This is a genomic window from Anabaena azotica FACHB-119 (assembly GCF_014697625.1).
GTDB classification, from domain to species: Bacteria; Cyanobacteriota; Cyanobacteriia; order Cyanobacteriales; family Nostocaceae; genus Trichormus; species Trichormus azoticus_A.
In genome coordinates this window covers 137,535-158,834 of sequence record NZ_JACJSG010000008.1, presented here as the reverse complement: position 1 = coordinate 158,834, position 21,300 = coordinate 137,535, and the positions used below count along the sequence as shown (strand labels likewise).

Annotated in this window: 16 protein-coding genes; 2 read left to right on the top strand and 14 right to left on the bottom strand. The window is 41.7% G+C overall.

The window, feature by feature from the left end; all coding sequences use genetic code 11:
- Window positions 1-128: 128 nt before the first annotated feature.
- Window positions 129-1,256 (top strand): CobW family GTP-binding protein, encoded by a 1,128-nt coding sequence (locus tag H6G83_RS07840; RefSeq protein ID WP_190469468.1) that lies wholly within the window; start codon window positions 129-131, stop codon window positions 1,254-1,256.
- 260 nt (window positions 1,257-1,516) lie between these two features.
- On the opposite strand, the gene H6G83_RS07835 is transcribed toward H6G83_RS07840, so the two are convergent.
- From H6G83_RS07835 to aroF, 14 genes are all read right to left on the bottom strand, one after another.
- On the bottom strand, window positions 1,517-2,086 hold the full coding sequence (locus tag H6G83_RS07835; protein WP_190469465.1) for a hypothetical protein: 570 nt from the start codon (window positions 2,084-2,086) through the stop codon (window positions 1,517-1,519).
- A gap of 443 nt (window positions 2,087-2,529) precedes the next feature.
- On the bottom strand, window positions 2,530-4,263 hold the full coding sequence (locus H6G83_RS07830) for a multicopper oxidase family protein (protein WP_190469462.1): 1,734 nt from the start codon (window positions 4,261-4,263) through the stop codon (window positions 2,530-2,532).
- Window positions 4,264-4,329: 66 nt separating this feature from the next.
- The gene (gene tyrA / locus H6G83_RS07825; protein WP_190469458.1) at window positions 4,330-5,463 is read right to left on the bottom strand and encodes a bifunctional chorismate mutase/prephenate dehydrogenase; all 1,134 of its coding nucleotides are present in this window, start codon (window positions 5,461-5,463) and stop codon (window positions 4,330-4,332) included.
- Between the two features lie 56 nt (window positions 5,464-5,519).
- The gene (aroH, locus tag H6G83_RS07820; protein WP_242044490.1) at window positions 5,520-5,912 is read right to left on the bottom strand and encodes a chorismate mutase; all 393 of its coding nucleotides are present in this window, start codon (window positions 5,910-5,912) and stop codon (window positions 5,520-5,522) included.
- Between the two features lie 247 nt (window positions 5,913-6,159).
- On the bottom strand, window positions 6,160-6,795 hold the full coding sequence (locus H6G83_RS07815) for a PEP-CTERM sorting domain-containing protein (RefSeq protein WP_190469452.1): 636 nt from the start codon (window positions 6,793-6,795) through the stop codon (window positions 6,160-6,162).
- 213 nt (window positions 6,796-7,008) lie between these two features.
- Window positions 7,009-7,653, bottom strand: coding sequence for a PEP-CTERM sorting domain-containing protein (locus H6G83_RS07810; protein ID WP_190469449.1), 645 nt, complete (start codon window positions 7,651-7,653; stop codon window positions 7,009-7,011).
- 213 nt (window positions 7,654-7,866) lie between these two features.
- Entirely contained in the window at window positions 7,867-8,502 is a 636-nt protein-coding gene (locus H6G83_RS07805) for a PEP-CTERM sorting domain-containing protein (protein ID WP_190469445.1), read from the bottom strand.
- Window positions 8,503-8,855: 353 nt separating this feature from the next.
- On the bottom strand, window positions 8,856-9,524 hold the full coding sequence (locus H6G83_RS07800) for a PEP-CTERM sorting domain-containing protein (RefSeq protein ID WP_190469442.1): 669 nt from the start codon (window positions 9,522-9,524) through the stop codon (window positions 8,856-8,858).
- A gap of 178 nt (window positions 9,525-9,702) precedes the next feature.
- Complete coding sequence (locus tag H6G83_RS07795) at window positions 9,703-10,839, bottom strand: 3-oxoacyl-ACP synthase III family protein (RefSeq protein WP_199328359.1); 1,137 nt, start codon at window positions 10,837-10,839, stop codon at window positions 9,703-9,705.
- Window positions 10,840-10,852: 13 nt separating this feature from the next.
- Window positions 10,853-12,682: a thiamine pyrophosphate-dependent enzyme gene (locus H6G83_RS07790; protein WP_190469439.1), complete on the bottom strand. Its 1,830-nt coding sequence runs from the start codon at window positions 12,680-12,682 to the stop codon at window positions 10,853-10,855.
- Between the two features lie 97 nt (window positions 12,683-12,779).
- A complete protein-coding gene (locus H6G83_RS07785; protein ID WP_190469436.1) occupies window positions 12,780-14,297 on the bottom strand; it encodes a class I adenylate-forming enzyme family protein in 1,518 nt (505 codons plus the stop codon).
- A gap of 54 nt (window positions 14,298-14,351) precedes the next feature.
- Window positions 14,352-15,767 (bottom strand): cytochrome P450, encoded by a 1,416-nt coding sequence (locus H6G83_RS07780; RefSeq protein WP_190469433.1) that lies wholly within the window; start codon window positions 15,765-15,767, stop codon window positions 14,352-14,354.
- A 135-nt stretch (window positions 15,768-15,902) separates the two neighbouring features.
- A complete protein-coding gene (locus tag H6G83_RS07775) occupies window positions 15,903-17,600 on the bottom strand; it encodes an HAL/PAL/TAL family ammonia-lyase (RefSeq protein ID WP_190469431.1) in 1,698 nt (565 codons plus the stop codon).
- A 433-nt stretch (window positions 17,601-18,033) separates the two neighbouring features.
- A complete protein-coding gene (gene aroF, locus H6G83_RS07770; RefSeq protein ID WP_190469428.1) occupies window positions 18,034-19,131 on the bottom strand; it encodes a 3-deoxy-7-phosphoheptulonate synthase in 1,098 nt (365 codons plus the stop codon).
- 1,861 nt (window positions 19,132-20,992) lie between these two features.
- Here aroF and H6G83_RS07765 point away from each other — a divergent pair.
- Window positions 20,993-21,253 (top strand): hypothetical protein, encoded by a 261-nt coding sequence (locus H6G83_RS07765; protein WP_190469605.1) that lies wholly within the window; start codon window positions 20,993-20,995, stop codon window positions 21,251-21,253.
- Window positions 21,254-21,300: the final 47 nt, after the last annotated feature.

Sequence of the window (21,300 nt, the reverse complement as noted above, 5' to 3'; positions counted from 1 at the left end):
TCGGACTTTTGTCGAGTATCCCTATGCTAGTGTTTTCTGGACAATCTACGCTACCATTTTGCCATCCTGCTGGAAAGCAGTTGCCCCAAAAGTTCTCTAATTTGTTCTAATTTTGCGATTTCCTTGCTATGCAATCAGCAGTTACTCATAATTCTCAATCAATGGATGCTCCGAAACAAGGAATGCCAGTAACGATTATTACTGGATTTCTCGGTAGTGGTAAGACAACTTTACTTAATCATATCCTCAACAATCAACAGGGCTTAAAAACCGCCGTTTTGGTCAACGAATTTGGGGAAATCGGCATTGACAACGAGTTAATTGTTTCCACCGATGAGAACATGGTGGAATTGAATAATGGTTGTATCTGCTGCACTATTAATAATGACCTTGTTGACGCGGTGTATAAGGTTTTGGAACGGGAAGAAAAGCTAGATTATTTAGTTGTGGAAACAACTGGACTGGCAGACCCTTTACCAGTAGCCCTAACTTTTTTGGGTACAGAGTTGAAGGATTTAACCCGTTTAGACTCGATTATCACTGTAGTAGATGCGGCAAATTATAGCTTAGATTTGTTTAATTCGCAAGCAGCTTACAGTCAAATTGCCTATGGTGATGTGATTCTGTTGAATAAAACAGATTTGGTCGATGAAACTACCTTGAATGAGTTGGAAAGAAAAATCAATGAAGTCAAGGAAGGTGCGAGGATATTGAGGACGAAGCGATCGCAAGTTCCCCTCGCCTTAATTTTAAGCGTTGGTTTATTTGAGTCTGACAAGTATTTTGATACAGTCGATACTGACAGTCACGACCACCACGACCACGACCACCACGACCATTCAGCCTGCGGTCACGACCATCACGACCATGATCATTCAGCTTGCGGTCATGACCATCATGACCATGACCACCACCATGACCACTCTCACCATTTAGAAAATGATGGCTTCACATCAATATCTTTCCAAAGTGATAAGCCATTTTCTATTAGGAAGTTTCAGTATTTTCTAGATAACCAACTACCCACAAACATTTTCCGCGCTAAGGGTATTATGTGGTTTGACGAAAGTCCCAAACGCCACATTTTCCACCTCTGCGGTAAACGTTTTACTTTAGATGATGAAGAGTGGAAAGGTCAACCAAAAAATCAAATAGTATTAATTGGGCAAAACTTAGACCGTGAAACCTTGCTGACTCAATTAGAAAACTGTCTCTGTCTTCCTTCAACTAATCGTGGTAAAGGTTTTGGGAAGTAGAAATATAGTAACTTAGGCTCTTGAGTAGAGATAGAAATGTTTTTCACTGTAGAGACGTTATATATAACGTCTCTACATTATTTATGAGTCGTGATGCGTAAAACCCCCGTCATTCATGCGGGGGTAAAGCGCGAATTGCAGGTTTAAAAACGCATTCTCTACATAATCTTAACAGTATTAAGTAGAAATTAATGAGATAATAACTTTCTGTACCTCACTGACTGGAAAACCGCTATAATTTAGACTTTCCAAACATCCTCTTAGGCGTTTCCCTTGTCGCCTATGCCAAGAGGTAATTGCCTCTTATTACGTAAATGAGCAGACCTAGCGTTTATTTTGTTAATAGTTACTAAAGCAGTTACACTTAATATTCCTATGATCAGCGAAGACTCAGGTATAGGAGTTATAGAAAAGGATGTGAGGGGATAACCTGTAAAGAAACCTTGCTGACCTATTTCTACATAGTCATAAGTGTAGAACACATTATATGATGTTTCCCCTATAATGTAAGCAAATCCAAATTCATCCACTTTAGGAAAACCAGTGAATAAGAGATTATTATTATCAAGAAATGTTCCTGAAGCTAACAAACCATCTATTGCTTGACCATTTCTTGTTCCAGTAATATCTATAATTTCATAACTATTAGTAGCTGGATCGTAAGCGCTAGTTGTTAATATCCCACTAGCTGTAACAACGTCATTTGGATTAAGTACATTTCCTCCAGAGTATGAAAATTTAAACTTGGCAGCCGAAACCGGAGCCATCATACTTGTTAAAATACAGGCAGTACTGGTGATAGTAAGTGCTAATTTCTTTTCAAAATTCATGAACTTTTTCCTTGTATCTCAAAACAAACACAGCAGCAGAGAAGTTTTCTCAACTGATACCATTTCTAGATGAAGATGCGTTTTATTCTCTAGTGTATAGACGTTATATATAACATCTCTACATTATTTATTTGGCCCATCTTCATAGAAAATTGAGATTATTATGTATTGTTTTTAGTTTCCTGCCTCAACCCAACCCACGGCAATTTTATCTTTTAGCTCTAACTGAACTTCGCTAAAATTCTGAAACAGATTCAAACTTATAAACCCTTGTAAATGCTGGATTTCTTAATTTCTGATATCTTGCACCTTCTCAATAAGCAAGTGGCTCCCTGCACTCCCCACCCTACGAAATAATCAGTTTTTCAGCCTGTTATCTTGTCAATAAGAGAGTGGTGCAAGATGTAAGATTTTGAATTGGGAATTTTGAATTGGTATAAGGGCTAAGGTAGCACGTCAAAAGGCAGCATCATGTCATTATCTTCGTGATTAAGCATATGGCAGTGCCACACAAAGCGTCCAGTGAATGAATTACCAAAAGGTAAATTAGGTGCGGCTTTAGCACCAAAGGGAACGATGAGACGAATAACCTCAAAGGGATTGACCACCGCAGTATCCTTCCAACCTGCTTCATTTGCAGCTGGCAATCTTGGTGAACCTTTTAGATAAGGGGTAGGATCTGGTGGTGGATAACCATAAGGTACTGTAGGCCCACCGGGTGCGTTTTCCATGAGAACTTGACGTGGCCCGGTAGCTCCGTATGCTGCATAGTATGCAGTATCATTGACAGATTGGCGATTAAGAATCTGAAATGGTACTAAATGTAGGTGTATTGTGTGGGCAAATGGCTGTAAATTAATAATATTCCACTGCTCTACTGTGTCTACTCGTACTTGCTCTCTTAATTCTGGGTGGTGAGCTGCTTCATGCCAGTAAACTGCATTGAGCATCATCGCTAACACTTGAAAGTTAGGATTCAAAACTTCAGTCAGAACTAAGTTGCGTTCTCTTACTGGTTTGGTAGAAATCTTAGTGATCAGTGGACTATTCACTCGCAGCCTTTTAGGAATCGGTTTAGGAGCAGCAGCACCCTGATTCACAGTAAACTGCATAATTTCTGGCATTTGAAAGTAGCCTTGGTTAATCACCGTAGCCAAACCCTTGGGATAGGGTGCAGCAGCATCATTTTGAAGTATAATCTTGTCTCCAGGGAGATAACCAGAAAAGTCGATTAGCACATCAGCTCGTTCACCAGGCCCTAACAATAGCTTAGACAAATACACCGGAGCATTCAGCAATCCTCCATCACTGCCAATTTGAATTAGTTGCTTATTTGAGGACAGCTTAAGTCTGTAGAACCGCGAGTTTGAGGCATTGACGATGCGGAAGCGGTATAAGGTGCGGTCAACATTGAGGTTTGGCCAAGCTTTGCCGTTGACAACAGCAACGTCACCGTAAAACTCATGGTGCCATCTGGCGGGGAAAAATATCGCACCATCGGCATTGAACGCATGATCTTGCAGAATCAATGGTATTTCATAGGGCGCTCCGCCTGGGATACCAAGAGGGCCATTGCCACCTATAGGATCATCTTCATCCCTGATCAAGTACACTCCAGCTAGTCCAGCTTGCAGATTCAGGGCGGTCATACCAACGGAATGGTCATGATACCAGAGCATTCCGGCTTCTTGATTGTTGTTATAGTTGTAAACTTTGCTCTGCCCTGGCAGATATGTATCTTCTGGATAACCGTCGCTTTCAGCTTCAGTATTGCTGCCATGTAGGTGTATGACGGTTCGGGGATTGGTGATATCAGAGGGCATGACACCGTGCAGGTTCGTATCAACCGACTTGGCTAATGGATGAGTCCCAAGTTTGTTGAATGCCTGAATCTTCACAGGCGTTCCTCTTGTCACCTCGAAAGTAGGGCCAAGGTAAGAGTAGCCGCCATAACCCCAGGTAGGAACAGACCCTAAGCTGCTATGAAATGAGTGTGTACTTGAAGCTATATCTAAAGTGCTAGGTGGTGAAATAGGGTATGGTATGGGTAGAGATTCGGTAAATTTTGAGAGTGAAGGGGAAGCTGCATAAGTTTTCTTTGTTTTCAGTAGTTCGGGCAGCAGGATGCCAACTCCTAAACCTGCACTCATCATTAAAAATTGCTTTCTCGTTAACATTTATAATTATTTCACAACAAAAATTTGGACAATTCCTCAAGGAATTTTACTTACGGGAATTTGAGTTTATGGAGTTACAAGTTGATGAGCGATCGCACCTTGTTGACGAACAAAAAAAGGTTGCTTTTGTTCGACCTCTTTAGCTGCTAATAATGTACTCAATGTGTTAATTACATGAGTGCTTTCTTCTACAGCAGAGTTCATTCTTTCTCCCAAAAAGCTATGGGTTGCTTTGAACTCTTGAATCAGGGTATCTCGGTCATTCTCAACAATTAATTGTGCCAAGCGATTATAAGTAATTGCTAGTCGCTCAATAGCTTCCCGACGCTCTGGTGTAGCCAGCATAATATCTACTACCAATGGCGCAGACTGAGCAAACAAGCGCCCAACTATGTCTAGTTCTAGACGAAAAATCGGGCTAGCAAAATCTAAGCTACGCCGGATATCAATTTCTTCTTCTCCTAAAAAGACCCCAAGACTAAATGTCTGAAAGTTGCGAATTGCTTGCACAGCAATCATCATTTGGTCATGTTCTTCTGGTGTAGATATAATCAATTTTCCACCGTCATTTTCCATCAATGCCAATAGCCATTGAAACGCATCATCTCCCCGACCTGGACAAACTACAACTGTTTGGGATGAGAATGATTTAATACCCGGCCCAAACATTGGGTGTAATCCCATGACAGGCCCACTATGTTGCTCAAGCATAGCCTGTAGTATGGGAGTTTTAATACTAGCAATATCAGCTAAAGCAGTAGTTGGAGAAAGGTATTGAGCGAGTTTATGAATAACTTCTATTGTATATTCTATAGGAACGCAGACTAAGACTAAATCTGCTTTTTCTAGTAGGGATTGTGCTTGTTCCCAGTCTCCCACATCGAGAATACTGATGTCATGACCTGCGGCTGATAATTTCTGTTTGAAGAAGTATCCCATCATACCTCTTCCCCCCACTAGAGTCACCCGTCGTGGCTGAGTTGCCACAGGGGGTGACAATGTACTAGCAACAGCAGCAGTACAACCTGTAACTAGGTTTCTCCACAGGCATTCAGGAACACCAGCCTGCACTAATGAAAATGTAAAACTAGCTATTTGTTCTTCTAAAGCAATAGATGGTGATTTAGCTAAAACTGCAATTCTCTCACCTAGTAAATCGATGAGTTGCTGGTCAATTTTTTTCAGATTTTCTGGAAGCATGAGACCCCTGAAATTTATGATGAATTTTGCTCCAGTCTGCAAGGAAAAGCGATCGCCTAACTATATATCGCTAAATCAGGACGTAATTGTGCAGCTTCACGCAAATAAATTGGGTGTAATGCACTCTGAGACAGAGGAGTATTCAAGTGAATTAGCACCCGAATACAGCGCTTCAAACTACTTTCAACCTGCATTTGCTGCACATCTAACAGGGGAACAAGTTCCCAACCGGGACGACGACGCGCTACCGCAGCAGGAAACATGGCATCTAAGTCAGGAGTAGCGGAAAAAGTGACACTAACGATTTCCGTAGGATCTAATGGATTATTGACTTCTAAAGCATTCAATAACTCATCCACAGCTTCAGCGATCGCTTGTGCTGAGTTATGAGACACTGTAGTTGCACCCCGTAGTCCCCGTACTCGCCACTCTCCGAATTTCGCGGACATATCAGTTTTTTTAGTTACTTGATATTGATGTGTGCGTAATGTGAGCTGATCCATATTGATTTGGCCTTTTAATAGTTAATTTTTGACGTTGCTGCGAGATGAATTGAGATTTTTAACCTTTGCGGTATAAGTAAATTACAATTCATCCCATCCATCAGCAACGCCTAATTTTTATCTCAGCACTAACTCTTAGCTACATCAAAGTGGGTAAATCTGGGGTTAACAGTTCACCAAACCAGCATATTTTCTACATCTGTGTACCCAGTAGATATCTTTGACGCTGACGACGCAACAAAAACCAAGCGCCCACTCCTAATAATGCAGGCAATAATGTAGGTTCAGGAACTTTTTCAATTCGGGTTTGAACGGTTCCTGAATACAGCAAGTTTCCTATTGAATTAGGGAAATCCACATTTGGATAGACATCAAGGACGGCAGTAGTCGGAACTGTTGTGCGTATGGCGGTAGATCCACCAAATGAACCCTTTGGGTAATGAAAATAGGCTACAAATGTGTATTGCGACGCTGGCTGACGTTGCACAGCACGTACTTCCCACTCAAAATCGTCGGTTTCTGGTGCTCTAATACCATCTTCACGGCGAGGTAAAAAAACAATCGGATTACCAACGCTTCCTTCAAATACGCCAAATTCCCCTAAATCAAATTTATAATCATATCCTCCGCCATAATACGCAGTGGAGTTGGAGGAAACTGGAGTTCCTACAGCATTGCTATCGTAAGTAAAGTAACCATTTACTCCCTCACCCTCGAAGCTGAATTTATACAATGCTGCTTGAGCGGTATTGATGTGTGATGTTACTCCTACAAATAATGCTGTTGCACTGCAAATGGCCGAAAGTGATACTTTAGTTAATAGGTTCATGTCTATCATCTCTAAAAAAAGTTGATTGCAATTTAGTTCCCGAAAGTCACCTAAGAATGAAAAGTCTTAGTTTTGATAAATGTTGGCAATTTTCTAAATCTATTTTAGGAAAGCTGACACATCAAAAATCTCATAAACGGCTTAAATTTCATCACGGAAACCTGAATAAATCAACAGAGAACTGCTTTAATGGAACCGTTTGGCATGGTGTAATTAATCTTGCTTGGATAATAATTGTCGGTGCTGACGACGGAACACAAACCAAGCACCTACTCCTAATAATGCAGGCAATAATGCAGGTTCAGGAACCTTCTCAATCCGAGTTTGGACAGTTCCTACAAACGCTGCTTCGCCCAAAGTATTGGGATAATCTACGTTTGGGTAGATTCTAGCAAATGCGGTGCTTGGGACAGTAGTCCTTTGAGCCGTAGACTCCTCAAATGTACCTTCTGGATAAATAAAATAGCTTACTAAAGCAAACCCAGTTTGTGGTTCTCTTTCATCAGCATGTTCCTGTAACATGAATGTATCAACATCACCATCTCCAAATAGACCTGCTGTACCATTCTCCTCACGCGACAAAACGACAATAGGGGTAGCTACTTTACCTTGAAAAATACCTTTTTCACCCAATTCAAATTTGTATTCTGTGGCAGCACCAATGTATGCAGCCACACCCGTATCTTCGCTAAATGCTGGGAATGAGGTGTCATAAATAAAGTAACCATTTACTCCCTCACCCTCGAAGCTGAATTTATACAATGCTGCTTGAGCGGTATTGATGTGTGATGTTACTCCTACAAATAATGCTGTTGCACTGCAAATGGCCGAAAGTGATACTTTAGTTAATAGGTTCATGTCTATCGTCTCTAAAAAAAGTTGATTGCAATTTAGTTCCCGAAAGTCACCTAAGAATGAAAAGTCTTAGTTTTGATAAATGTTGGCAATTTTCTAAATCTATTTTAGGAAAGCTGACACATCAAAAATCTCATAAACGGCTTAAATTTCATCACGCCAACCTGAATAAATCAACAGAGAACTACTTTAATGGAACCGTTTGGCATGGTGTAATTAATCTTGCTTAGATAATAATTGTCGGTGCTGACGACGGAACACAAACCAAGCGCCTACTCCCAATAATGCAGACAATAATGCAGGTTCAGGAACCTTCTCAATTCTGGTTTGAACTGGGCCTGAATATAGCAAGTTGCCTATCGAATTAGGAAAGTCAACATTTGGATAAATATCAAGAATTGCGGTACTTGGGACTGTTGTGCGTAGAGCAGTAGATCCACCAAATGAACCCTTTGGGTAATGGAAGTAGCTTACGAATGCGTATGGCGATGGTGGTTGACGTTGAAAAGCACGTACTTCCCACATAAAGTCGTCGGTTTCTGGAGCTGCAAGCCCATCTTCACGGCGCGGAAAAAAAATAATCGGAATACCAACGGAGCCTTGAAATACTCCCTTATCCCCTAAGTCAAATTTAAAATCAAATCCCCCATTTGGATATCCTGTAGCGTTAGGTGACAAAGGACTACTTCCTATAGCATTGATATCGTAAGTAAAGTAACCTTTTATTCCCTCCCCCTCGAATATGAATCTATACAAAGCTGCTTGAGCGGTATTGATGTTTGATGTTGCTACTACAAGTAATGCTGTTGCACTGGAAATAGCCGAAATTGATACTCTAGTCAATAGATTCATGTCTATGGTTTCTTAAACAATTTTTAGTTGCTTTAGTTGCTGAAAGTAGCCGAGTTATAAGAGGAAATTTTAGCCTTCACAAGTTTCCGCACTTTTGGCAATGAGGAGTTTAGAAAGGTTGCTAAATAATTATTTGATGGTACATTAGCGCAAATTTGCCTGTAAAATCAATAGAGAATTACAAATCGAAAACTTTTCGTCTAAAGCTTTTTAGTCCTTCATTGGGCTAGATAGGTTAAGCCAAAATTCAACAAAATTGCCTTACTGATCAAAAGGCTAATAAAATGCTTGAATTTGTTAGCAAAAAGCTAAATCTTTCAATAGTTTTTTGTGAAAAAATATACCAGTTTTACTCATTGTCCTGAACTTTGTGCAAATAATAATTGTCGGCGTTGACGACGGATAATTAACCAACCACCCACGGCTAGTAATGCCGACACTGATGCAGATTCAGGAACCTTCTCGATGCTGGTCGTCACAGTTCCTTCAAATGTGTAGTCTCCTGTTGTATTAGGAAAATCCCAGTATGGGTAGACTCTGATCCTAGCGGTGTTAGGTACACTCGTGCGGATGTCAACAGAATTAGCAAAGCTTCCCCCTGGGTAACTAAAGCGAACCGACAAACCATATTGCTCTCCACGAGCAGCCGGAGGCACGTAAAGGATAAAGTCATCAGCATCACCATCGTAACCTAAGTTACCAGCGCGTCCCAGATAAACAATATTTCTGGCCTCATCATGTATATTTTGCTGTGACCCCCTAGTTCCTTGGGCGACAATATCCCCTACACTAATGGAATAGCTGACTACTGAGCCATCATACTCAGCAAGAGGAAAATCAGACCCTAAAGGTTCTATTCTTTTAACTGAGTCATCAAAGATAAATTCTCCTTTTGCTTCCTCACCCTCAAAAGTGAATTTAAACAGGGCTGCTTGAGCCGTTCTCATCCCTGCTGTTCCTAAAGCTAAAATTGTTGCGACGCTGATAGCAGTATTTATTAAGAACTTATTCAACAAAACCATTGTAGTTCACTCCTAATCTAGCTACACCTTGAAGTTGAGAATTTTATAGTTTGGGAAGCGGTCATCGAACTAACAGACGCTACCGCATAGCTGGCTGGCACAAATGAGTACGAGTTATGCTTGCGGTATGCGTAAGTAAGTTCAAAGTTATACTATACAATCAGCCACAGGAATAATCTTAATGAGTAATCAAAATTTTATTTTCTTGTTGAAGGCTGACTGAGGGAGCAGGAGCAGCGCCAAGTGCGACATCGCCCCAGCGCATTACACTTGCACCAGCGTTGGATGAAGAACCCATTGTATATACAAGAACAAGATCATTTTCTTTAATCTTGCCTGCTTGTGCAGCGTGGTAAAGATTGGCTATAGGAAATGTTGGGCCGATATTGGCATACAAGGGGTTGAGGTTAATGGTGCGTTCTGGCTTAATACCCAAAGCACGAGTACAAACTTGTGAATACCAAGCACTAGGGGTATTAAACACAAAGAAATCGATGTCATCTAAAGTAAGACCAGCATCGGCGATCGCACCATGACAGCATAGACGAATAAACCTGACTGTAGTCTCATTAAACATCTTACTTGCACCCTTACCACCCCGGATGAACATTTTGACGTTGCCTTGCTCATCAGTTGTGAACTCATTATAAAAAGCTCCGCAGGTAGCAGAGGTATTAGCAATTTTCGTCCCCATAATGCCTTGGTTGGGCTTCAGTTCACCAACTATAAAGGCTCCTGCACCATCACCAGACAAAAATGCCAAAGTATCATTTTCATCTGTATAGCGAGAGTAAGTAGTGGAGACGACCACTAGCACATTGCGATACTCCCCTGTTCGCACCAAAGAACAAGCTGTCTGGAGGGAAACTAAGGCCGATGTGCAAGTTGATTCAATATTCCATGCTGCACCAACAAGCCCTAATTTTCCTGCCAGAAAAGCTGCGTTACCTGGGGTAACTTGTTCAGGAAATAAAGATGTGACCAACATTAAATCGATATCATCAGGGGAGAGGTTGGCAGCCTCCAGAGCATCAACAGCCGCACCATACTCTAGACTGAGTGAAGTCTCTTCCGGTGCTAGCACCCGTCGCTCAACAGTACCGCGAAACGGATCTGACATATATGGTGCGACCTCTTGCGACCAAATATCATCGTCGGCCGTAGTTGAGGCGTTATCAGGAACAAACAGCCTGGCCAAAGTTTTTTGTTCAGCTTGGGCAACTAACTGGGGATAATGCTTTCTATAGTAATCGTTAGTGCGAATGATACTGGGAAATTTAACTGCTATTGCGCGAATACCTACTGATTTAACCATGATAAAAAACTCCTTATTGTTTAGCGCCTTGAGATATTAAACTTTTGATTCGACCGCCAATTGGTGCAGGTTGATTGGGTTCGATAATGACATCAACAACAAATGGTACAGGTGAAGCCATAGCTGTTGCTAAAGCTGCTTCTAGGTCTGATTCTTTATAAACGCGGATACCTTCGCCACCCATAGCACGGGCAAGCATGGCAAAGTCTGTCATAGGAATCTCTGTATCTACGCCTTTAAATCCTTGCAATGCCATTCCTTGGGCGCACATATTGTAGCGTCCGTCATTCAAGACTATCCAGACAGAAGGAATCTCAAATCTAACAGCTGTGCTGATTTCGTTATTCATCAGCATTGCACCATCCCCAACAATGGCAACGGCTTTGCCTTGACGACCCAAAGCTGCACCTACTACTCCAGTGGCGGCGTGACCCATCGCGCCAACCCCAGTGCTGATGCGGTAACGGTTTGGTTGTGAAAATCGCAGTAAATTAGTTGCCCAAGCGAAGGAATTACCAGCTTCAGCCATAACTACTGCATCGCTGTTCTCAACTATCACTCGTTGTATTGCATCCATGAGGATATTCGGTCTGACTAAACCATTGTCACGAGGAATGTTGGTATAACCTTCAGGACGAGGCAGGATGGAGTTAGCAGACCAATTGAGACGTTCTGGCAGATGTTGCAAAAGTGCTTTGAGAAACACTTTGATTTCTGAGTGAATAGATAATGTTGGCGCTAATGGATAGGCTGATCCTGGAACTTTTGGATCGATATCTACATGGATGAAACCATTAGCCGGAACCATAACCGGACTCCAGAAGGAACTAGGCTCACCTAAACGGGTTCCCAGTACGAGCAGACGTTGCGGAAGTTGCTCATACATATATTTTAAAACAGACTCATGACCACTGAATCCAGTAACACCAACATATTGGGGATGATGTTCTGGAAAGATGCCTTTAGCACGAGGCGATGTCATCACCGCCGCCCCAGTTTTTTGTGCTAACTCTTGAATCTCTTGGGCTGCATGACGAGCGCCAAAGCCAACCCAAATACCAAAAGATTCTTCTGATAAAAGTTTTGCACATTCAGCGATCGCTTCCTCGGTTACAGTTGGTACAGATTGAGAAAATGCGGTTGCTGTGGGTAACTGGGTCGCCAATGGTGCAGTTTGCACCTTGGTCGGCACACTAATATGGGCGACAAAACCTCCAGGTTGTGCTAAACCTTGGGCCAGTCTGCGAGAAACTTCTGGTAGTTCCTCTCCTGTCTCAACGATGCTTGCGTAGTTAAATAGAGGTTCTGAAGTGAAAATACCAGAAAATGGCATTGTATGAGAACTGGTTTCTTGACAAGCCCCACGACCACGATTACCTGCTGGGGTCGTAGCCGACAAGAGAATCACCTTTGCACCTTCTCCGCGTGCAGCTAAAATTCCCGTCAAGACATTGGTGATTCCTGGCCCTGTGGTGGTAAACACTACCACAGGGCGACCAGTTGTAAAATAAGTTTCGATGGCTGCAAAAGCTGCTCCAGATTCGTGGCGGAAGTGCATCAACTCGATATTGCTAGAGTTTAATGCTGCCCATAGCGGGCCGATACCACCCCCGGAAATACCAAAGGCATATGACACACCTGCATCTTCGAGGATTTGCACCAAAGCCTTACCCACCGTGATCTGGGTTGATTCTGAATCAGTAGCTTTTTCATCAGATGAAGGTGGAGAGAAAATGGAGGAGCCAGTAGCAGTTTCCCGACTAATATGATGAGTGGAAAACTCTTTTTTTTCTATTACTGTTCCAGGTGGTTTGACTGTTTTATGAGTAGATTGAATATTCATGTTTGCGACTTTAAATTCCTACTAAATATTGCACAAAAGCATTTTCAAACTGAAAGATTATATTTACATTTCTCTCAGGAAGAACACAAAAACTATTTCAGATACCGACAGTAGATAATTGTGGTGATTGCTGGCGTAAAACTCGCTTTAGCACTTTTCCAGTCGGATTTTTCGGCAGAGAATCTACAAATATAATCTCATGGGGAACTTTGTATGCCGCCATTCTCTCTTGACAGAATTCAGTGATTTGTTGTGCCGTAATCTGATGATCTGGTTTGAGAATTATATTGGCTTTGATTATCTCACCTTTGACGGTATCAGCAACCCCATAAACAGCCGCTTCCACAACTGCTGGATGTTGATAAATGACATTTTCCACTTCAGTTGGATAGACTTTAAATCCAGAGACGTTGATCATATCTTTGAGGCGATCAACAATGTAGAAAAAACCATCCTCATCCATGTAACCAATATCGCCAGTGTAAAACCAACCATTTTTGATTACTTCAGCAGTTTCAAATGGGCGATTCCAATAACCAAGCATGACATTTGGCCCACGAATAATTATCTGCCCAACTTCACCTGGTGGTAGTTGATGACCATGATCATCAACAATTGCCATTTCTACGTTCTCAATGGGAGCGCCAATAGACCCAAGTTTATATTTCAAATCGTGATTATAACAAGCACAGGGTGATGTTTCCGTTAGCCCATAGCCTTCATGAATTACTTTGCCATATTTATCCAACCAAGTTTGTGCTATCTCGACAGGCATTGGAGCCGCAGCGCTAAAGTAATAACGAATATCGCTGAAGTTGTAGCCAGAGGTTTCTGTACTGAGTAAGTTGATATATATTGTTGGCACTCCAAAGAACATGGTAATTTGGTCATGTGCAATGCTATGAAGAACTTGCTCCATTTTGAATCTGCGGTGTAAAATTATGGTCGCACAAACGTTTAAGCCGGCATTAAGAATGGCATTTTGACCAAAGCAATGAAATAGGGGCAAGAAAAGCAATAATCGGTCATTTGGAGTCATGCCACAACAACGGTTGTGTGCATACATATTGGAAATTACATTCCCGTGGGAAAGGGTGGCTCCTTTAGGAAAACCTGTTGTCCCAGATGTGTAGACAATGCAAGCAGGAGCGTGACGATCCATTGCTACAGCACGAGCATGAGGGGAGGCTTTCTCCATGAGTTCTGTTAAACTCACTCCTTTAGATGCTTTACCTTCTGCAATTAGAATGTGTTGCAATTGAGGTAAATCTGCCTCTGGTACTTGTTGACTTTGTACCTCTGTAGTAATTATTGCCTTAGCGTCACAATCATTGAGAATGTAACTAACTTCAGCATTTTTGAGCATGACATTGATGGAGACAGCAACAGCACCAATTTTCAGAATGCCCAGATAAGAAATGATAAATTCGGGAATGTTGGGCAGGAATAAAGCGACGCGATCGCCTTTTTTAATTCCTAATCCACTTAGACTGTTAGCTAGGCAATTTACTAGCTCGTTCAGCTGCTTATATGTAAAAGACTTATCTTCAAAAATCAGAGCGATTTTATCAGGATATAATTGACAACCCCGTTCGACATGACTGGCGATATTCATAACTAAAAAGACTCACTCAACTTCATTACGGTTGCCTACTTCCAAAGTCATTTATCAGCAGGATTCAGAATTTACTGTTAATAATGACTTTTGCGTATTTAGCTGACTGACGTTATCAATTTCAGGTCGTGGCTCTAATGTCATGAGGATGCCTTGACTTGTTTGCAGAGTTAGCAATGGTTGCCGTTCAACTGGGTGTTCAGGCACAAGATTAAGGCGGAAACGTTGACAAACCATTGCGACAATCAATTGAATTTCCGTTAAGGCAAAGATGTCACCTAGACACTGACGTTGACCGCCGCCGAAAGGAAAGTATGCGTAACGTGGACGACCAACAGAGCGTTCTGGTGTGAAGCGCTCAGGGTCAAAGCCTTCAGGATTATCCCAGAAAGTTGGCAGGCGGTGCGTCACAAACGGACTGAGCAAAAGCATCGAGCCAGCAGGAATATGATAGCCACCAATCACATCGTCATTCAAATTGTTGCGGGCATAGATCCATGCACCAGGGTAAAGCCGCATTGCTTCTTGAACAACCATTTTGGTATATTTCAGGTGCGGCAAATCCTCGAATGTTGGGGTTCTTCCTGCCAGTACTGTGACCAGTTCTGCCTGTAATTGGCGTTCCACAGTGGGATACTTAGAAAGCAAGTACCAGATCCAGCTAAGTGTTGCAGCTGAGGTTTCAAATCCAGCAGAGAACAGTCCAACTATCTGGTCATGTAATTGTTGGTCACTAAGTCCTCCACCAGACTCATCTTGAGTGTTCATGAACATGGAAAGTATATCATGAGCAGGATGATTGCCTTGTTTGCGTTCTTGGATGATACGGTTGGCAACTGTGCGGAGGGTATTGATTGCTTGTTGAAACTGGCGGTTTTCTGGCGTAGGAAAGCTAATAGGCAGCTTGATGACAGCCCACAAGCGATCGCTCAAGAACTTGTAGATGGTATTCCAAGCTTGAATTAATTCGCTGGTGTTGCTATCACCGTCGATACTCAAAGTCGTTTTCAGAAGAATCTTCTGTGTCAGATCGAGCATCTGTTCAGAGACATCAAGGGTTGCACCGCTAGGAATTTTTTGCCAGCGTTCTATCATCTGGGCTGTCAGTTGGGTCATGTCATCGACCATCGCGGCGATTTGCTGGCGGTGAAAAGATGGTTGCATGAGGCGACGCTGATAACGCCATGAGTCACCCTCGCTAATTACCAAGCCTTCACCAATTACTAGCTTGATGTCCTGAAAGTTTTCACCTTTTGTATAATTTTGAGGATTTTCTTGCAGGACATATTTCACACAATCTGGATCAGCAATCAAGTAAAGCTGTTGTGGCCCAATTGACCCCAGATTAACAACGTTGCCATACTCACGTGCTGCATTTGTGAGGAATTGCAACGGATTTGTTGACATTTGGGGAAAGCAGCCAATAATCGGGAGATTGCGTGGCCCAGGAGGTCTTTTCTGTTGAACCATTGTATTTTGTCTCCAAAAGCAAGGGCGAAAGGCTTTGGGTTCTTATGGATGATTTGTCTCACGCAGAGGATCAGAGTTTGAGGGAGTTTTGTGTAAGCTTTGCTCAGAACTAGTACAAGTGTGGCTATATCAGAGCTAGGACTGGAAGAGATTGTTAATTGCTTGCACAATCTTGCCACCATTAGCTATGTCGATGGCAATTTTGGCAATGTGTTCGTCTAGGGCTTGTTCGTCGTCGTTCCAGATGTAGGGACGGTCGGCTGAAGGTGGTTGTCCGACTACATCACGAATTGCCACATACAAATCTCTGGTTGCGGGTGAGAGGGTCGCACGAGCATCATAATGTTCAGCAGTGACGTATGTACGTAAATCAACTGCTTGCACACCAAACATCAGGGCCATCGCCATATATTGTTGGAAGATTCTCACTGATTGACGTGCTAAGTTGGCTGAAGCAAAACCTTGGCTATTAAGGTTTTGGTTATATTGTTCAGCATGGGTGGGGAAGCGATCAGCGATGGAATTTCCATAGAAGCTTAACAAGGGCATAATCGAGTTGCCACTTATTTGTAGACCTTTCAATCCCATATTCACAGCCCGCCCTTTATTACCTACCAAAGAGGCTGGTAATCCATTATTAAATTCAGGTGTCACCAAATAAGCTATTTGTACATCTAAATGTTTAGCCAACAAGCCGATGTAATAACGCAATTGATCCATGCCTACACCGATGTACTGCCCTAAGAAGTTACCGCCATGATAACTTGCTTGATTTTCCACATCGATCAGAGGATTGTCAGTAACAGAGTTTATTTCAATTTCTATCTGTTGCTGAATCTGCTCAATGCCATCCACAATTGGTCCCATATATTGTGGTAAGCAGCGTAAAGAATAACGGTCTTGAATAGGCTCTTCACCCCGATAGTTGTGAGAACCATCTAACTCATCACGAACTAGGCGTGAACCCATTAACAGGTTCAGCATTTGACTAGCTGCCCATTTTTGACCATTATGTGGTTTGAGTTGATGGATGAATGGGTGGAAGGATTGATTAGTGCCATTCAAACCTTGAATAGCTAAAGCATGTGCGCCCATTGCTACTTTTAATAAAACTTTCGTGTCGTAGACACAGTTAGCGGCAATGGCTGTCATTACGGAAGTGCCATTCATCATTGCCAAACTTTCTTTAGGCAATAGTTGTAATGGCTTTAAACCCAACAACTCTAAAGCTGTGAGGGCATTCATTTCTTCGCCGTTAAAGTCAACGGTGTAACACTTTTCTAAACCAATTAACGCGCCAGTAATGTAAGACAATGGCACTAAATCACCACTAGCACCAATTGAACCAAATTCATATACATGGGGTGTAACACCTGCATTGAGGAATGTTTCCATGCGTTGGATCAGTTCTAGGCGAATTCCAGATGCACCATGCAGGTGGGAGTTAGCACGCAACAGCATGGCAGCTCGCACATCAGCTAGTGGTAGTTTTTGTCCGGCTCCTGTTTTGTGATACCAAACTAAATTATTTTGTAATAAAGCCGCAGATTCAGGAGGAATGACCACATTTGCCATACCACCAAAACCACTGGTAACACCGTAAATGGGTTGACCAGATTCCACTGCATTTCTAATGTAGTCACAAGAAGCTTGAACCCCTTGCAAAATCTCTGGATGATTGGTTAACTGCACCTTTGCACCGTGACGTGCCACATGGACGACATCATTTATATTCAGGTTGCCATCGCCTACTTTCACAGTTTTGCTGGTATTTCCTAAAAAGCTTGCGGTTGCATGAGTTGTTTTGTCCTGATTTAAAGATGTTTGATTCATGAGATTTCTAGCCTTAATGAGGATTACGCAAATTAAGTGAAGTTAAAAATGCTACGAGAGGTAATTTTGTTGTCCGCATATTGCCAACAGAATCCGTAAGATGGGTGCAAGGCTTGACGAATAGATTGTTATCCTTGCTCATCAATCTCAATTCATTTTGAACATCTGCGGGATCAACAATACTTGAGAGGTTCTACATTCTGGGAAACGCAAACTTAGTTGATTGTCAATCTAACTTTTGTACTAATCAGATGATTTTATGCAATAGACTCAAGTGCTGATTGCCAATCAAACTTTGATACTTATCAGACTTAGCTGATGCTTTTATGCAAGAAACCAAAGTCAGGGCGTTGCATATATGGTCAAATGGGATGATAACTTTCATTATTGTGTGACGGAACAATTGATTCTACTATGCAACGCTAGCTGAGATTTAGACCCGCGCAGTAACCGGAAGATTTGCAAATTTTGGTTTCACAGCTAGATGATGATTGGAAGACCAGCGTCCACAGAATTTGGCGAGGCTGGCGATGTCTTGCATTAACTCTTCAAAAGCTGGCAATGTCAAGGACTGAGGCCCATCTGAGAGGGCTTTGGCTGGATTTGGATGTACTTCAATCATCAGAGAATCTGTACCAGATGCGATCGATGCCATTGACATAGTTGAGACGAACTCTGATTTACCTGTGGCATGGCTGGGATCAACCATAATTGGTAGGTGAGTGAGCGATCGCAATACGGGAATTGCAGATAAGTCTAAAGTATTACGTGTATACTGCCGATCAAATGTGCGAATACCCCGTTCGCAAAGAATTACATTCGGATTACCTGCTGCTAAAATATACTCTGCTGACATCAACCAATCTTCAATCGTCGCAGATAGACCCCGTTTCAAGAGTATCGGCTTACCTGTCGCACCAACTTTTTTGAGCAGAGAAAAATTCTGCATATTGCGTGCGCCAATTTGAATTACATCTGCAACTTCAGCAACTAAGTCTAATTCAGCTGCATCCATCAGTTCTGTAATAATTCCTAAACCAGTGGCTTCACGAGCTTTTGCTAATAAATCTAAAGCACTCTCACCGTGGCCTTGAAAAGCGTATGGAGAAGTCCGAGGTTTATATGCACCACCCCGCAGGAATTGCGCTCCAGAAGCTTTGACAACTTGCGCTGTCTCAATAATCATTTCTTCATTTTCTACAGAACAAGGCCCAGCTACTACTACTAATGGGTGATTCTGACCAAAGGTTACATCTCCATTGGGTGTGGCTACTACGACCTCGCTATATTCCCCATAACGAAACTCTAAAGAAGCTCGTTTGAAAGGCTTTTTCACACGGATAACTTGTTCAATGAATTGGCTAATGTTTTGCACCTGCTTAGGATCAATTTCCGCAGTATCACCTATCAAACCAATTACTGTTTTATGCTGACCTTTACATATCTCTGCCACCAGCCCATATTCACGAATTTCTAATGATACGCGCTCAATTTCTTCGTATAGAGTACCTGGTTTCATCACTAAAAGCATGGCTTCATTCTCCACAAAATTGCTTTTTTTTGTCTATTTAGACCTTAAGAAAACGTGAGTTCGACAAGCGTTGTTTTGACCTCTCCCCCAACCCCTCTCCTGACGGAGACGCTACGCAAACGCCTTTTAGGAGAGGGAGGTTGGGAGGGAGAGGTTCATCGAACTCACGTTAAGAAACAAGACCTTATCCATGAACCTTGTTTCATGGTTTATGCCTCTACTCTTCCTGTGATTTCTGTTCTCTTTATTTTTACAAGCTAGAAGGTAAAAGAAAGAAGAAATGTAGCAGGAATAAAAATTTGATTTTTTTATTTGTAGTGCATAACGCACCTCCTATCAATGCGCTTTTGAGCTATTACGCTTTTAAATTACATAGTCACTCATGAAGTTGGTAGTTAACATTTAATAATCAGTTTTCAGCAGCTAATAGTAAGCACAAAGAATGTGCTATTTTGATGAGCGATAGTTTGGTACATATGTTTTTACATGGCAAGTCTACACCTTCTTATCAAGAAGGTGGCAGGCATTTCTAACTCTCAGCAATCATCAACTTTTTCAGCTATGATTTTCATCATTAGAGAGTGGTGCAAGATGTAAATTTATACATCTATTGGAAATGCGACCATCCTCTTGAGCATCTGTTGTTATATCAGGAAAGACAACATCTGAAAAGGCTGCTGGGATTTAATTTCTGCTTTTTGTGAGAAATAAAGCGTCAACCTTTTACTAGACAGTAAGTTTAAGAGTCTTACTTCAATTGTTTTTCCGGTGTGACAAGGCTGAGGGCTGAGTTACTTGTTTAAACGCCTTATGCGAGTTAAAGCTTTCCTGTCACTCGTAAAGATTTTAGCTTTGCTTTTGCCGCCTAATCTTGCCTAATGAACAGAATTATGTTTTTTTCGGACTGTAACTCATATAAATCCATTTAAACTAGCCTTTTTGTGAGCTATATATACTAATCAATCCCATCCATACATTTTACGCAAAATCTTGGTTTTATTTTTCTTACATTCATTGACAAGCAATTTCAACTTTCCATAACTGTTAACTACAAGCATTAGCAAACACACAAAAACAGGTAAGGTATTTACTTCACAGATTCTCTATTCATTAAATGAGAACACCTGAAGGGAATTACAGCACCAACATTAAAATTCCCTTTATTAGCAAAGCTAGAAATTTACAGAACAATCCTTACATATAAGATAGTATCAGGCTTTGCCAAGTTAAAACATTAAGATTTACGAAAGAGTTGCGGTTGATACTCTGCAATAGTTGCCAAATTAACCACACACCCAGCAAGGGAATAATTGCAAATATATAAAATAAAGGCTACTGAAATAAACTTGTTCTCGCACTTTCCTAAATTATCAGTGTGGTAACTGTAATGAAAGTTGCACCGATTAAAGTTGTCCAAGCGGCAAGTTTTGCTGTTTCATAGTGAGTTTCTTGAAAGTTTTCTGTAGCTTGATATACAGTATCTCCAGATAATTTTATCAGTGCTGAGTATTAAGTTATTTATCTCCTGCTATACAAACCTACGCGAAGCGATACTAAATGATAGCAATTAAAAAAGTTTGGCAACACATCATATATTTTTCCTAATCTTTACCTGCTGGCTAATTTCAAATACAAACAGGACTTACGCAACTGGCACATGGGGTAGGGTGCGTCAGATGTGGAAAATCCACAGAATGTGTACGAAATTATTGGGGCTGACGCACCCTACAGTTAGTTTGATTATGACACTTGCGTAAGTCCTAACAAAGATGAATAGAGTTCTACCTAATTGGATTATGATGATGTGTAGTGGATGAAACAACACTATCCTAATTACGAATTACTTGTTACTAATTATTACATGGATGCTTTTGCTCCCACTCCGCCTGAATGGACAAACAAGGCAGTTCATGCTTACGAGTTTTGCTGTCCTAGTTGCCGTGCTAGTAGCTTAGAGGCTTTACAAGTTTGGATTAATCGGCGATCGCCTGTTTTAACAGAAGACCATCGGCGTAAATGGCAGGAGTTCTATCATTGTAACTGTGGTTGTGCTTGGTGGGGGTGGAGTAGCGATCGCCCACCATCCGATTTATCTAAGCAACAAGATGCTGATTGGCAATAAAAAAGCCCTCTGTTGCAGAGGGCTTTGATTATATAGTAACCGCTTTA